This is a genomic window from Sphingobacterium sp. DR205 (assembly GCF_011064245.1).
Taxonomy (GTDB): Bacteria; Bacteroidota; Bacteroidia; order Sphingobacteriales; family Sphingobacteriaceae; genus Sphingobacterium; species Sphingobacterium athyrii.
In genome coordinates this window covers 868,733-884,904 of sequence record NZ_CP049333.1, presented here as the reverse complement: position 1 = coordinate 884,904, position 16,172 = coordinate 868,733, and the positions used below count along the sequence as shown (strand labels likewise).

Here is a 16,172-nt window from a genome sequence, read left to right as displayed (position 1 = left end):
TGAATAAAATTCTCAAGGAAATCCTATTGTTAACTTGCCATCCACAGGTTGGTCATTCTGATAAGAAATGACAGTCAAAACAGCAAAAATACAAATGGTACCAGCCACTCCTTTCAAAATGGTTGGTACCATTAATGTTCTATTGCCAGGAATCATTGTATTCATTGGAATAAATATAATGATTGTTCTTCTACTCAGCGCCAGCCATTTAATAAATACTGTTTCTGGCTAGCTTACTGAAAATCCGGCAATAAAAAAGAATAACTATTTTCGATATTTCTAACAACGAGTTTGTTCTGTTGGATGAAGCTATACAAGACATTTTTAAGGTGTCGTGGGAAAATTTGTAAATGAACAAGACCGGTATGTTCGACCTCTCGAAACATTTGCAACGCTGTGGCACCATTTTCGAAGTAATTATTCTCCAGTAATGCTTCTAGTTTTTGTCGGACATGGAGCATGGCATCCGATTCAAGTTGAAGATCTTTCTCAGCTTTCCATTCTTCAAATTGTAATTCTGGCGCAGGTGGCTTTTTTTTACCCGTTAAAAAGGTCCAAGGCACCTCAATGGAATAACTCCATTTCACCTCATCCTCTTCGATTTTAAAACGTACGAGACGCTCCTGGGAAACTTCAAATTCTTCGCGATGGAATTCCATGGCTTCTATGTGTGAACTCGCATATATCCGATCCAGTAAAATAGATTCCTGTGTTAAAAACTTCTGGACTTGAAACATTTTCTCAAAATCCAGATAGGCATGATCAGGCTTGCCCAGTAAGAATGAAAGCTCCTCGGGCCGCCATTCTTTTTTTATCCGCCGCTTGAAATACGTATACCATAGCTGAAAATCATGTGAATACATCATTCCACCGTGGGAAGTTTTTATTGTAGATTCGGTATTCATACTAAGTATTTTCTTCTTTGTCATCATTTTTCATGATCTCATGAATCCGATCCTCCAATACCTTTTTATGCCATTTTTCAAGAAGCTCCTTGGTCTTCCCGATAGGATCATCACCACCGGTTTCCATCATTTCCACCCAACTTTTCGCAAAATCCTCATATTCAAACATTATCCCCTTCGATTTTGTATATTGAATCATATATTCCATGGCAAATAAATTGGCCCATCGGTGAGGATCAAGGAATTCACACATATACTGTGCGATATCAATTTTATTTATAAATTCTTGAACCACTTCTTCGGGTGTGAAATTGAAGATATCACAGAACTGTGTAAATTCGGTGGTTAAATTAATTTTTTCTAATGTTTTCATTGGTTTTTTATAATATGTTATCCTCCGCTCTATTCTCCAAAAAATCGTCTAGCCATTCCTGATAAACTGCAACCCGTTTTTCAAGCCCACGATAAAAAAAATAGCGTTTATTCAGTTCCTGAATTTCCATAATAAAATTTTTAAATCTGGCTGAATTACGATATTCCAAATTGTTAATATTACCATAACCATCGTGAACCCGAATAATAAATCCAAGAATAGGATTATATTCGCCTTCATCCAAATGAAGTTCCGCTAGATAATCGGGTATGGAAACCAGCTGCATCATTCCATTAATATAATGGGAAGGATGTGTATTATTTAAAATGCAGGTCAATAATAAATCCTTGTTAAGTTTGAAACAAGTATTTTCATCCAGATAAATGATATCTTTCATTTTTCTTCCTTTTGATAAGATATCATAAATTTGCCCAGTAATTACACGCCCTCTATTCCTTCGCTCTGTAGTACTATAATTTCTATTTAGGCCCAATTTCACCTGACGTTGGATCAATTTTACACCCCGCTCTTTTTCCCTTTGGTCCAATTTAATAGATAAAGGATCTGTTCCAAGTTTGAACTTATCATCAATAAAATGAATACCTCTGGTAGCCAGATTGTAGCTTGAGTTATCCACAAAATTTTGATCCATAAAAGAATAATGATCCAAAAACAACTGTATAAATGCAGGTACCGCTATACCAAAGAGCTCGCAGATCAGTTTAAAATTCCGAGGTACCACCAAGGGTACAGATTGCATATCTTCCATTTTTCTATTTGTGTTGAATATAGCGGTAACCAAAACTTCTGGACTTAGATTTACGAAGGGGGGCTACTCCCTTCTTTCCTAGCATAAGTTCCAGTTCCTGCTTTAAAATGTTTACCCGAATTCCGTCTCCGATATTTTTTTCAGCGCAACGCCAGAGCTGAAGAGCCGTACAATATCTCTTAAAGTACCCCTCTTCCAATAAACTCATCAGCAGCAAATTCGTAGCAAGACGATCTACTTTAATTGTTTCAGCATCACGAAATTTATCTTTATTTATTACTTCCATAAGCCGAAAAAAGACAATGCTCTCCACCTCATTGATAAAATATTCCATTTGGTAATAGCGGATCCCCTCCTCCTCCCAGATGGATAACTCAAATAGATAATCAGTCCGACTATCAAATGCATCAATCTGCAATTTCCCTCGAACAAATACCCACTGGAGATGAACCATAACTTCTAAATCACCAATGGGAATTTTGAATTCCTCTATATCTTTGATATAGTCCTCATTTTGTCCCATCAAGAACGCCAATTCTTCACGGGTATAGCCAAAACTTATTCGATTCAGTATCAAAAGATAAATTGCACTTGCATAGTGCATAGAAAATTCAGCTCGAAATTTTCCTATTAGAGGATTGGTAATTAAATTATTCATCCTTTCCTCCTTTAATTTTGATTCGCTCCCATTCCCGATTTCATTTCCATATATCTTAAACTCTGCTCGCACAGATCAGCAAAAAAGGCTACAATCCGATTAGCGTTGGATTTAAAGTACTCCATTTCCAGCTGGTTCAATTCAGGAGGCAGCTCATGTATCCGCCCTTTCATATCTTTTAATAGCTCTTGGTACAATAGAGCTTCGGCAGGTTCATTTGAGGTAAAAAAATCGCTTATTTTTTTATCACAGATACAACTCCATTCGACCAATTCCTCCAACGTTGCATTCATTGGCGTGTAACCGATCCGTAGGTAGAGGTAGCTATGTATTCCTATTAGAATCAACTGATTTAACAACAGCACCGCCAATTGCTTGTTCGAAGGACGAGCATCAGAAAATATGGCCAGCAGATCGTGCATGAGCTTTACGTTACGTGTCCAGACATTTGTCGTTTTCAACAGCGTATCGGGCCAATTTACAGGAGTTAGCGAATATGTCGGCTTATAGCGTGGATTGCGGTAAAGGACAACAGAGTCATTCCAGATCGTGTGCGAAAAGCGACTTCCTATATTTAATTTCGCTGCGATAAAGCTGCTGCTTAAAAATGAAATAACTGCTGTCGCCCGACCAAAAGAAGCGTTACGGAAGTAACATTGTCCAACCCATTTTTTAATAACAACTATGTAAATGCTGACATTTCCAACATCTTTTTGGGGATAGTCGAATAATCCCTTACCATGAGTTTTACTCACATAATAATTGAGTAACATCATCTGTTCAACCTGATTGTCCCTGAGGATCTGATAAAGGAGTTGCTGTATATCGGACTGATATTGTTCAGGCCAGGGGAATGTGTGAAAAGTAGATACAGCGGCCAACATTTCCTGCTGTGCAATTTTAACTTTTTCTTCTTTCACCAATTTAGTCTTTGCAAGCTCCGCCTGAACGGCCGCTTCAGTCGCCAAATTCTTTTCGTATTCAGCCTGCAATTCCTCCATAAAGTAACGGAAGAGTTTTTCTATCGCCGCCTGCATGACGGCACAATGATCGTATAACTGTGAAGCCGCTATGGCAGAAATCTCCAGATCTCTATTTTGATTGACGGCATTAAAGGAAGTATCCAATAAGCGGAAGCGCTCTTTCTCTTCATCTCCCTCACCCATAAATACTTTTTTAAACATCGAAAAGTGTGTATCGAGGCTTCTTATCCTACTGTCTAGACTGTGTACATTATTTCCTTTCCCCTCCACCATCACCTGCAGCAATTTTAAATGGCTTTCCAGACTTTGATGGACCATAAATAATGCACGGAGATAGTTTGCTGTACCGGCAAATGTCTGTGCCGCCTGTAAAAATTCCGCGGAAGCAGCCAGCACTTTTTGATAATGCTTATCGGAGAGATCCAGTATACCCCTTATCTCTTTCGGTTTACTGATTGCGGTATTGTTTTCACCGGAACTAAAAATCTCATGCTTGGGCAAAGCCGCATAACAATAGAATAAACTTCCCATCTTGATCTTATTTTTCAGTTCAGGGGTAAAAATCAACTCAAATGAGATACGTTCCTGATCCAACAGACATAATTCCACAATAGGTTTTAATATCTTATGCGAAAGGCCGCTCACAGGCTTAAGCGTCAAAACCAGGTGCTGATATTCCTGATCCAAAAACTGATATTTAACGAGATAAACCCGATCGAGATCCATACGTTGGGATAAACGGTCGATAATCAATTGGTTATTAATTTCCATAATAATGACTTAATAAGTGTAAAATTTCACAATATACAGCCTACTGAACAACAAATGGTTACAACCAATTATTGTAAAAAAACAACAGCTATATTGGAAAAAAATCAGAAGCAACTACCAAGGTGATTAAATAGAAAATCAACAGGTAACATACATTTGCGTTTGCACCTTGGTTTATTTTAGGAAAGGTCGGCAATCAACATAAAAATCGTATTGAAATTTCAAATACACTCATGAAAGATAGCTATCTGTCTGCCGACAAAGAGACAGATAAGTTATTCGTGTTTTACATTATTCAAAAAACACTATTACAATACAATTATATAGTTTATATATACAAATGTAGTAATTAAAAATATATCACACAAATATTTTAGAATAAAATGGTTTCGCCACGAATCGCATACCTTTCTTTCGCTAGAGCTGTCGCCACTAGCGCCATTAGCGTATATGTTGTAGCACCGCTCAAATTATGATATCCATACCCAATGAGATCCTTTATCGATATCGAATCAGTACTTAATCTATACTTAGTCAGTACGACAAGGGTGCCTCATCCGGTTTTGACGTCCCGTTTATCGCACTCCTTCGATCAGGAAATATGTGCTAATTATTGTTATGTTTAAGCGTAAATTGCGAGACCGGGAACTTAAGCTCATAAGGTTATGTAATTTATCATAAACGAATCATAAATAGCCATTAGCGAATTGTAAACCGCTGTCGCGTGCGATGTCATAGCATCGTATTTTTATAGTAGATTAAAATAGTACCGTTTTGAAGAATTATAGCGTCTAACAAGCCGGAATAAAACTTAATCCATTCCCGATTGGATTGATTTTGCTGTTCACTATATCTACGAGTGGCAATACATCATCAGGGAGAAAATCATATAGAGGAGAGTATGAAAAATATTTTTAAAATGGGAATTCTAAGCACATGCATCGGCTTGTTCTTCTCCTGCAAAGAGCAGGTCAGCCCTTTGTCTGAAGACTATTATAAAAAAAGTGGAGCGATCTATTTTATCCCCGGAGGTAATGGTTTTGAACGCGGTTCAAGAAAGACGGAAGCAGATGTAAATAGTTTTTCTGTGATCAAAGACGTCTATGCACGTGATAAAGACAATATCTATTTTATGGGTTGTCCACAACAATTCGTTGATGCAAAGACCTTTCGTTTGAAAGGAAAAATTCCCATCGATCAGTCTCACGTATTCGATTTTGTTGGGTTTCCATCAGCTACAGGAGCATGCAGCAAACAACAACTCACCGTCATTACAGGCGCGGATCCCGAAACGTATACTACGCTGTATGATTCGGTCGCATCCCTATCTAAAGATAAATCACATTATTTCTACAATGCCCAACCATTAGCGGTTGACTACGCCTCATTTAAAATTTTGAATAAAAATTTTGTAAAAGACAAGAATAGGCTCTATGTGGTCACGGAGAAAAGTATCAATCCGCTCAGTTACACAACGGACAAGATTAATGTACTCAACAGCGAATACCTCATTATAGATGGTAAAACATTACTTTATTACGAACCTTATCAGAGTATCGGCGTGCTTGAAACGACTTTGCCATCGGCCAATAAAATCAAATTGTTAGACAAAAAATCAATCATTATTGATCAATTAGTTCTCATTGAAGGAAAGAAATTTGAATTCGCTGATGTTGATGCCGGCAGTTTTAAAATATTGGAAGGGATAGGTGGAAACTCCTTTTGGTCCGGAGACAAAAATCATATTTTTTATAATGAACAGCCGTTGGTGGAAGCCGATCCAAAAACTTTTGAAGTTCTTAAACGTGCTGTCGCCAAAGACGCCAGACATATTTTCGTCGGCGATAAAATCTTTGAAGGCCCTGATGTCAAAAGTTTCAGAGTTGTAGATAAATCAAAAACAAATCATGATTTCGAAGATGATCTGGGCCACAAGTACTGGTACCGGCCCAAAGAGGGAGGAGCCGAACTCATTCCGGTAGAGAAGAAATGATGCTATCGCTTGAATCTATTCTTTTAAAATCGGTCGTCTAACGGAGTATAAGTTCATAACGTACGGATCTTCCAAGCCCAATTTGTTCAACTATACCTTGCTCTTGCAGGTATTGCAGATCTCTTGTTGCAGTAGCTTTTGAGGTCTTCGTAATGGACATATACTTTTTTGCTGTCATACCACCGACAAATCCTTCAATCCCCTGTTCTAGCATACGATTAATAACCTTCATTTGCCGCTCATTCAATAAATCCCTGTTTCGATCAAAAAACTTTGCTTTTATTACTGTAAACTCAATCAGTTCTTTTGCTTCTTTTTGAGATTCTAAAATAACTTGGGTAAAATAGCCTATCCAACCTGTGATATCCAAGCTAGCCTGAGCAATTTTTAGATTTTCATAATAAGCCTGCTTATTTTTTTCGATAGTCTTTGATATCGACAACAAGACAGGAGCCTGTAATGTATTGGATAAAGTGTATTCTGCCAGCGCTCTTCCGATCCGTCCATTCCCATCTTCAAAAGGATGAATAGATTCAAAATACAAATGGACAATAGCTGTCTTGATCAGGGCGCCAATAATATACTCCGACTCTTTAATTTCATAGGATTTAAACCAGTGAACCAGTTGCTCCATCTCTTTTGGAACAACAACAGATGGAGGAGCTTCATAATGGACAACTTCTTTACCATACGAGCCGGAAATTATCTGCATAGGTTCATCACCTGTACGCCATACTCCCGCATTAATTTTCGGAAATCCTGCCATAAGTATGGCATGCCACTCCTGGATCAAATCGACGCTTAATTCTTTTACCCCACTCTCCCGTACGGTTGTCATCAATTTCGCAACACCAGTAACTCTTTGGTCATGAACGACTAGGTCATCTTTAATACCGAGATTTCTTTTGATGGAGGACATCACGTCCTCTCTACTCATATATTCGCCCTCGATCTCTGAAGTTTTCATTGCCTCAGCGATCAGAATCTCCACAAATGCTTCCTGTTTTAGTTCCGCATTTAATCCCGTTAACAAACCATTTAGCTCTCCCATTTCTTTAGCAAATGCAACAGCTATAGGTAGAATCTCTTCGATACTATAGCTGAAATGGGGCCATTCTTTATATTGCCAGTTATACATTTGAGCCGATTTTAAATTCTAATCGGCTCAAATATAAGTAAATTTTGAGCCGATTAACCAATTTAATCGGCTCATCGAAAAAAATAATGCAGGGACAAACGGACTTAATCTGGCTGTCCAACAACCAATCAAGTCGCTTCATAATCACTGAATTCGGCTATTTTCCCAAAGGCTATTTTCGCCTACTTTAGCTTCAGGATCCCCGTATTCAGCTGAATCCTATCATAAAGTGTTGCATTGGCACAATGAGCATATACGAAACTTTTCGTTGCTCTTTTAAACAGCGAACACTTTCTATTAAAAAGAAAAAAGATGATCAAATCAATATTAGTAGGTTTAATAACCATTCTTTGTATGACGGCCTGTGCACAAGAGTCCACCATAAATCCATCCTTGGAATCTATCCATTGGATTCCGATGCAGACCAAGGACAAACAATTCGTCTATGTGGACAGTTCGCTCCAGCAGCAGCTGACACAAAAATTCTACGAAGCCGAACCCTTTACCCCTACTGGTTACGCTATCGTCTCCAATGAGAAGAACCAGCAGGCTTTAATTAATTCAAAGGGAGATTTTATAGAACATTATTCTGATACCGATCTTGGGCTACAACCACTAGATCAGGTGACGCTACTCATGAAACGTCGGGAGCATGAGAAAAAACTGCCTTTCTGGAACTGGGACTGGAGTATCATGGGTGGTGGCATAAAAAAAACAGCGACCTATGTTAAGCTAGAAATCCGTGTGCTAGAAACCGACCAGATCCTGTTGGACAAAGATGTTCCCTATGACGAAAACGAATACAGTTCGGCTGTATACGATCTGGATGATAAACATTTCGTCCTAAATGGGAATCTTTATGAACTAAAAAATCAGCATCTAAAAAAGCTTAATACAAAAATTGATATGATTTTGGAAAATGGCCGATATATTCTTCCTGCTGAAAATCGTTTTGAGATCTACGATATTCAACAGAACCGGCCTATTTTTTCCAATCTGGTCGGTGTCGATAAAATAGACTTGCTTTGGAACGGCCAGCCTTTACAGCTGGATTCCATCAATCAGGATCGCTATAAACCAACAGTGCCTAAATTGTTAAAAGACAACAGCACAGGTGCCATCTATGTTTTTCCGGAATATGAGAAAGCTTTGCCAAAACAAATCAAACAGGCTACTGCAGCACAGATGGCTTTCCTGAGAGAAGTTTCTCTCGTGTATTCTGTCAATAATTCACCTTACTTTATTTTGGGGAGATTTAATTATGACCACGAGGTATGGGCTTATGACTGGCTGTATCTTGACAAGGATGGCAATTTATTGGATAAAATCAACGTTAAGGATTTCTTTATTTTGGATCAGGTAGATTATCTGGTCTGGCCGGATAAACATATGTTGTTTACAAAGAACACCCTTGAAAAAGATTGGAAAACGGGAAAAATAAAATACGTCTATCAAACCGAAGCATTATACCTCATCAACGTCAAAAAAGGTGAGCAGGATCCCACCATGGGCCTCTGGAATGCTAAGACCAAAACATGGGATCTACTGCCAAATTTTCAGCATATTGATATCTTGGATGGCAAACAACAGATCTTTTCCTTACAGATACAAAAAGATGGCCCTTTTACGTTGTACAATAATAAAACGAAACAGCAGATCGGGACCAAAAGCTATGGCACAATCAATCCGAGTGGTCTGGTACAGGTAAAAGGCGCGGAAAATAGAGAGAATTACTATTACATAGATATCTATACCGGAAAAGAGTACAAGGAGTAGCTTCTTTCCTTCGTCGCCTTTTAAAAGCTTTTTATCAATAAAAGCCCCGTTGTGATTTTACGCACAATCGGGGTCTGAAATGTAAAGGAAATAAAATTCTTATTTTACGGCTTCCAATAGTTTATGGAAAATCGCTGTATTATCATAGACACCCCGGAATAAGAACGAACGGGCACCATAGGCAAATACTGGGACAAAAGCATTTGTATGATCATTACTGCTGAAATTAACCATTACCCGTCCTGATTTACGATCTGAGTCCAGCAATGTCAGTCCACCGGTTTCATGGTCTGCAGTTACGATAACCAACACCTCCGGATCCTGATCCGCTAAGCGTAAAGCCTCTTCGATCGTTTTGTCAAAATCCAATGTTTCCATTACCGAATAGTTGAGATCATTTGCATGCCCGGCATAATCTATTTGCGCAGATTCTGCCATCAAAAAAAACGGCTTACTATCGCGCGAAAGGAACTTTATACCGTCCAACATCGACTGTTTCAAAACAGCTGGTCGACCATCTTTTACCGGTTTTAGGAGTTCATCTGATAGGAAAACAATTTGCTTACCCTCAGATTGATTGATCTGATCTTTGGCAATTGAAACACCCGTATATCCTTTCCAGTCTTTTTTCTTTTCCAGCCAATCTGGCTTTCCGCCCAGTATAAAATCCATTGTGGAATGTTGGAACTGTCCTAGGATGGCTTCACTCTCATTGCGTTCTTGCTGGTGCGCATAGAAGACTGCGGGCGTAGCGTCGGTTACATCACCGATACTGATCGCACCAGTCTTCCAACCTTGATCTGCCAGTACCGCAGCTACACTAGGTAGCGGTTTACCGTTCGTATCCACAGCAATTGCACGGTTATTCACCTTCTGCCCTACAGCGATAGCCGAACCTCCGGCAGCTGAATCCGTATTATCCGAATTCAGGGCCTCAGTCTGTAACAGCCCTACCATTTTGATCTGTGTCATATTCAATATGCCTCCATTGGCTAACGCTGCTGCTTTTACCGCAGCTAATCCCATACCGTCTCCAATTAACAGCAGAATACGTTTCACTTTGCGATCTTGCCCGTCGTATCGAAAGCTTGGTGTATAGACCGACTGCGATTTGGCCAATTGGAAGGATGATCGTTCGCGTTGATCGAGAAACAATTCTAACGTCTTAGGGTGGTCTGTATTCACCCAGTATACGCCCAGATTAATGAGCTGTTGCCAGGCGTTCGGACTATCGTGCGTCCCATAAAACCGAAAACGAAGCCCCAATGAATCCGCCTTTGCAATTGCTTGCTTGATGGCTGGAATATTTTCAGGTAATCCCTTGCCATTCCAGTCTGTATAATCCTTTAGATCTGCGCTGATTAATCCCGTCTGGGCTAAGCTGGCGGCATCATAGTTCCAGTTCACTTCACCATCAAAAAACAACCATTTGGGATAATCCTTAAATCCACCTGGTTTGGGTCTCCCACCCGTCACGATTACTTTAACTGCATTGGTATTTTTAAGCGGATTGAACAGATCACCATATTGCTCCAGTGCTTTGACAAGAACGGGCAATACCTGTTTATAGTTTTCTTTGACGTCGATAAGCAATTGTAGCTTTTTTGCTTTATCAGCAAATGCAGTTCCGCCATTTTTACGGTATAGTTTAGCAACAGGATCCAGATAAAGCGTATTGAGTGTGTTCTCCGTTTTGATTTCCTTTGCGTCATGCGCAACCATCAATTTACCGTTGCGCAGAAAAATATCCGCTTCAATGGATTCCATTCCAGCATAATAGGCCGTATAGAAAGGCTGGCTCTGCCAATAGTCATTGTGACTATGTCCGGCATAATCGATCGCTCCCTGTTTTTCCTTATCCCGGCTGAACATGAGTTGCTCAAACTTGTCAGTCAGCGTTTGTGCAGAGGACCAGAGAGGCCCTCCACACAAATACGTCAATATCAATAGTCCTCCCAATTTACTTGCAGAGGTTTTTGGAAATCTTACCATCCTTGATTTTGTTTAATCAGACCCCCACTATTATCCACTTCCCTACGTGGTACAGCCCATACGTGATGAATTTTCGGATCAAATTTACGACCGGCAAACTCAATTGGTTTACCTGCTCCATCCACCATTGCATAGGTATGAAGCGGTTTGGCATAAGTTGCTTCTGCATCACCCCAACGTACTAGATCACGATGACGGTCCGCAAATTCCCCTGCCAATTCATTACGACGTTCACGTTTCAGATCGGCCAAGGTCATCCCGGTTTTCTCTATAAGGTTGGCACGTCTACGAATCATATTCAATTCTTTATCCCCCGCTCCAGTACCATTCAGCATAATCGAAGCCTCTGCTTTAATAAGTAATATTTCTGCAAAACGGATCAAAGGTACATTTAAATCCGTCGCCATATGATTTCCATTTGGACTCACATGCCCTGTCGCAACTGGATTTACATGTGAGAAAGGCTCCATATATTTATTGAACTGCATATCACAAGTAGCCGAGCCTGCCGGGGCAAATGTCCGCTCACTACCGAAGAACATAAACTTATCCCCTGGCTTCAGGATTGTTGCTTCCCGACGCGCATCACCGGCTTCATAAGAATCATACAGTTCTTTAGTTGGCATATAGTAGCCCCAACCATTATATAGACCCCAGGCACCATTGGTCAGCATAACGCCCGGTAAAATGGATCCCCAACCATCTGTACCAGCAGCTGTGCTCGTCACAGACCAGATATATTCTGACCCCCAGTTGTTCGCCGCTTTGAAAACATCTGTAAAAGATTTTTCTAATCCACGTTTTCCTTGATTGATCACCATATCGGCATAGAGGATTGCGTTTTTATAATCCTTCTTATACAGGTACATTTTGGAAAGCACAGCCCATGCCGCCACCTTATGCGCCCGCCCATAATCCGCTTCTTCTAATTCATTGAAAAAAGGCAGCTGATCAGCCGCATCTTTCAGCAACTTCTCAATATGACGATAATTTTCTTCGATATTGGCAGCCCTAGGTGTAGCCTTTTGATTATCCATATTTTCAACGGTAACAATAGGCACGCCTGCTCGTTCATCCGCGTAATTCACAGCCAACTGAAAGTACATGTAACCTGCGTTAAAATTCGCTTCCCCCAGAATGCGCTTCTTTAAAGCTTCATCCATGGAGATTGAAGGAACATAGCGCAAAATATCATTGGCCTGTTTGATAACTGCATAACGCATTTGCCATTGTGTTTCGGTATAACCACCACCGATGTAATTACTATTAAACGTTCGAATGTTTTCAGCTTGCGCATTATTTCTTCCGGTAACCATATCATCACTGGCATTCAGAAACCAGGCAAATCCACGGCCATAGAAATCCTCTTCATCATAAAGGTAATAGAGTCCATTGGCGCCTTTTATGGCATCTTCTTTGGTTTTCCAGTAACTTGCTTTTGAAGGCGCTCCTTCAGGCAAGATATCCAATTTGTTGGTACAAGATTCAAAGGACATTCCCATACTTCCTAAAAGCAGGGCAAAACATATATTTCGAGTTATTTTTTTCATTGGAGTATTTATTTTAATAGGTGCAAGATGATCGAGTTTAACTATTCGTCTTCCGATTTGAAAACCCTATTTTATCTGCAACGTTATCCAAATTTTAAATTAAAAAGTGACAGCTGCCCCCAATAGGAAAGTACGCGATTGTGGATAGCGGCCCGCATCCACACCATAATTGTTCATTCCTACCTCAGGATCCATTCCCGTGTATTTCGTTACGGTAAACAGGTTGGTTGCCGAAGCAAAGAACCGTAGCTTCTGTACCTTATACTTTTGTGTTAGTTCCCGCGGCAATGTATAGCCTATGGTTAGATTTTTTAAACGTAAATACGATCCATTTTCCACATAGAAATCTGACACATTCGAGAAGTTACCGTTGGGGTCTTTAACCGACACACGTGGTATATTTGAGTTCGGATTACTCTCTGAATAAGCATTCTTAATCTCCTCAAACATATTGTAAGGTTGTCCAGAAGCGGCATTCAAACCCGTATATTTCAACGTATTGAACAGTTTATTTCCTTGTACCCCCTGGAAAAAGATGTTGACATCAAAGTTCTTATAGCTGCCATTGAACGTCACACCATAGTTAAAATTCGGATAAGCACTGCCCAAAAATATACGGTCATTATCATCGATCTTACCATCCCCATTTTGGTCAACAAATTTCATATCTCCAGCTTGGGCATTGGGTTGTATTTTGGTTCCAGCACTGTTTTTATATTGCTCGGCCTCCTGATTGGATCTGAAAAGACCTGCTGTTTCTAGACCGTAGTACGAATACAATGGATGACCGGGTTCTGTCAACAAAGGTTTCAAGATGCCACGATAGTCAACTTGCGAAGTTATTTTAGGAAAATCCTCAATCAAATAATCTACATTATTGGAGATCTTATTGACTGAAGCAGTGATATCATATTGGAAAGCTGCATCTGACTTGCTGTTATAGGTCAATGCAAATTCAAACCCTTTGTCTGTCACACGACCGCCATTGACAGTTTTAGTTTGCAAACCTGTAGTCCCTGGTAATGCGATTTCCATCAACATGCGGTCTGTCCGCTTAACGAAATAGTCCGCATTCAGGGTCAATCGATTATTTAACACACCGATATCCAATCCCAAGTTTGTCTGTTTCGACTGCGCCCAGGTTAACTGTGGGTTACCCATAATTTTTTCTACATATCCAGGCATTAAGTTAGGCGTTTTTCCAACCCAATTGTCGACGCGCTGTAGCAGTGGACTTACAGCAGTGGATGTCAATGATCCTAAATTCCCTAAAATACCATAACTCCCTCTTAATTTTAAGGTATTGATCAGTTCGGAATCCGAGAGGAACGCCTCCCGATGTATTGCCCATGCTCCAGATACTGATCCGTAGTTTTGGAACTGATTCTCTTTAGCTACCAGTGATGTGCCATCGCGGCGACCGATCAAAGTCAGCATATAACGGTTGTCGTAATTGTAGTTTGCGCGTAGAAGATAGGATACCAAAGCTTGTTCCAACTTACCGTCAGCTATAGGTTGAATCCGTCCGGCATTGACTAAGTAACGATAGTTTTTGGCTTCGTCATCAAAATTTTCACCCACAACGTTACTGTAATTCTCAGTCGTTTTTTGATACATGTATCCAGCCAAAGCGTCGAAGTGATGTAGACCGAAATCTTTTTCGTAGGTCAAAGTTTGCTCAGCCAGGATATCTGTCAAACGGTTGGTATTAACCGCCAATGAATTGGACAAGGAAGGTTTTCCAATCTCAGGAATACGTGCGGTAAACTCTTTGAAATCGGTGAATTGCTTTGTATAGGCAAAATTTGATTTAAACTTCAACCCCGGAAGCAATTTGAACTCAACATATGGATTGATCAATAGGTTGTTTACAGGATTATTGACATCCAATCGCATCAAATAAGCCACCGGATTGATGACATCACCGTAAGATCCTGGACCATACATTTCTGGAAGTCCTGAAAATTTACCCTCGGCATCATAAACGGACACGTTCCTTGGATAGTGAATCGCGGATAATACTGCACCTGTATAACCCGAGCTTGTGTTTGCGCCCTGCCCATTGGTAAAAGAATAGGAAATATTTTCACCCAATTTCAACCATGGTGTCACCTGGGTTTGTGAATTTACACGAAAATTATATCGTTTGGTATAGGTATTAATCAATATACCCTCAGCGTTTCGGTAATTGAAGCCTGTGTAAAAAGAAGACTTTTCATTGCCAGCGCTTGCAGATATATTATAATCCTGTGTACGTGCTGTACGGAAAATTTCATCTACCCAATCGGTACGGGTAATTTGCCCATCCGGATTTTTTGCAGCATCAAAAGCCGGATCACGGGCTACACCAGCATTATCCGCGGCCAAATTAGATATCATAGCTCGGTCTGCCGCATTCAGCGATTGCAGAAGATTATGTGCTTTTTGTACACCATACTTAGCCTCAAAATCAATCTTCAAATCACCGTTCTTACCGCCTTTTGTTGTAATCAAAATAACACCGCCGGAAGCACGCGCTCCATAAACTGCCGCCGCGGCATCTTTCAATACACTGATATCCTGAATATCATTTGGATTAAGCTCCGGAGCCCTCGCCTGGAGCACACCATCAACAACATATAAAGGCTGTTCGCCATTTATACCGCCCATACCACGGATATTGATACTCGGTTTAGACGTCGGATCACCACCCTCAGCTGTTACCGTAACCCCCGGAGTCTTGCCTTGAAGTACCTCACCTATTCCAGCCATTGAACGACTGTTTGTACCTTTCAGATCTGTTGTAGCAACTGCACCAGAGACTGTGCTCTTCCGTTGTGTACCATAACCAACCACCACGACTTCCTCCAATTGACTGGCATCTTCGGTCAACGTCACTAACAGCGTATTGCCCGTCACCTGTTGATCGAGGGCCTTGTACCCCACAAAACTAAAACGCAAGGTTTCGCCTTGTTTGGCAGACAATTGAAATTGTCCCTGCGCATCTGTTACTGCTGTTTTTCCTGATTGAACGTTTTTAACTGTTACTCCCGCAACAGGCACGCCATTGTTCGCGACAACTGTTCCTTTCACTTGCTCCTGAAAGACACCGCTTCCAACGACATACGAAAAAGGCTTTTTGTTGGGAAATGCTTGTCCCTGATAGGCAATCCCAAGCGCGAGTGGTAGAATTAAAAATTTATTCATATGATTGATAATGTGTGGCGAAAGTAGAAATTACGAGTTATCAAAATTTTAATATCGTATTAACAAAATGTAAACCCG

General features: G+C 40.3%; 11 protein-coding genes. 2 read left to right on the top strand and 9 right to left on the bottom strand.

Features of this window, described 5'->3' with window-relative positions; translation table 11 throughout:
* Nucleotides 1-233: 233 nt before the first annotated feature.
* The 5 genes from G6053_RS03730 to G6053_RS03710 are packed head-to-tail and all read right to left on the bottom strand — an operon-like array spanning nucleotide 234 to nucleotide 4,459.
* Nucleotides 234-905 (bottom strand): hypothetical protein, encoded by a 672-nt coding sequence (locus G6053_RS03730; protein WP_165305587.1) that lies wholly within the window; start codon nucleotides 903-905, stop codon nucleotides 234-236.
* A 1-nt stretch (nucleotide 906) separates the two neighbouring features.
* Nucleotides 907-1,278: a hypothetical protein gene (locus G6053_RS03725; RefSeq protein WP_108636032.1), complete on the bottom strand. Its 372-nt coding sequence runs from the start codon at nucleotides 1,276-1,278 to the stop codon at nucleotides 907-909.
* A gap of 7 nt (nucleotides 1,279-1,285) precedes the next feature.
* Nucleotides 1,286-2,047: a hypothetical protein gene (locus G6053_RS03720; protein WP_165305586.1), complete on the bottom strand. Its 762-nt coding sequence runs from the start codon at nucleotides 2,045-2,047 to the stop codon at nucleotides 1,286-1,288.
* Between the two features lie 4 nt (nucleotides 2,048-2,051).
* Entirely contained in the window at nucleotides 2,052-2,705 is a 654-nt protein-coding gene (locus G6053_RS03715) for a hypothetical protein (protein WP_165305585.1), read from the bottom strand.
* An 11-nt stretch (nucleotides 2,706-2,716) separates the two neighbouring features.
* Nucleotides 2,717-4,459: a hypothetical protein gene (locus tag G6053_RS03710; RefSeq protein WP_165305584.1), complete on the bottom strand. Its 1,743-nt coding sequence runs from the start codon at nucleotides 4,457-4,459 to the stop codon at nucleotides 2,717-2,719.
* Nucleotides 4,460-5,360: 901 nt separating this feature from the next.
* On the opposite strand from G6053_RS03710, the gene G6053_RS03705 reads away from it, so the two are divergent.
* Nucleotides 5,361-6,452 carry a DKNYY domain-containing protein gene (locus G6053_RS03705; protein WP_165305583.1) on the top strand — a complete coding sequence of 364 codons (1,092 nt, stop codon included), beginning with the start codon at nucleotides 5,361-5,363 and terminating at the stop codon, nucleotides 6,450-6,452.
* A gap of 37 nt (nucleotides 6,453-6,489) precedes the next feature.
* On the opposite strand, the gene G6053_RS03700 is transcribed toward G6053_RS03705, so the two are convergent.
* Complete coding sequence (locus G6053_RS03700; RefSeq protein WP_165305582.1) at nucleotides 6,490-7,590, bottom strand: Fic family protein; 1,101 nt, start codon at nucleotides 7,588-7,590, stop codon at nucleotides 6,490-6,492.
* Between the two features lie 312 nt (nucleotides 7,591-7,902).
* Here G6053_RS03700 and G6053_RS03695 point away from each other — a divergent pair, with 312 nt between their 5' ends.
* Nucleotides 7,903-9,366: a hypothetical protein gene (locus G6053_RS03695; protein WP_165305581.1), complete on the top strand. Its 1,464-nt coding sequence runs from the start codon at nucleotides 7,903-7,905 to the stop codon at nucleotides 9,364-9,366.
* 99 nt (nucleotides 9,367-9,465) lie between these two features.
* Here G6053_RS03695 and G6053_RS03690 read toward each other — a convergent pair whose 3' ends face one another.
* The 3 genes from G6053_RS03690 to G6053_RS03680 all read right to left on the bottom strand — a co-directional run bounded on the left by G6053_RS03690 (nucleotide 9,466) and on the right by G6053_RS03680 (nucleotide 16,094).
* Nucleotides 9,466-11,358 (bottom strand): alkaline phosphatase, encoded by a 1,893-nt coding sequence (locus G6053_RS03690; protein WP_165305580.1) that lies wholly within the window; start codon nucleotides 11,356-11,358, stop codon nucleotides 9,466-9,468.
* The gene (locus G6053_RS03685) at nucleotides 11,352-12,908 is read right to left on the bottom strand and encodes a RagB/SusD family nutrient uptake outer membrane protein (protein ID WP_165305579.1); all 1,557 of its coding nucleotides are present in this window, start codon (nucleotides 12,906-12,908) and stop codon (nucleotides 11,352-11,354) included. The genes G6053_RS03690 and G6053_RS03685 overlap by 7 nt, the downstream gene beginning before the upstream one ends.
* 99 nt (nucleotides 12,909-13,007) lie before the next feature.
* Nucleotides 13,008-16,094, bottom strand: coding sequence for a TonB-dependent receptor (locus tag G6053_RS03680; RefSeq protein WP_165305578.1), 3,087 nt, complete (start codon nucleotides 16,092-16,094; stop codon nucleotides 13,008-13,010).
* Nucleotides 16,095-16,172: the final 78 nt, after the last annotated feature.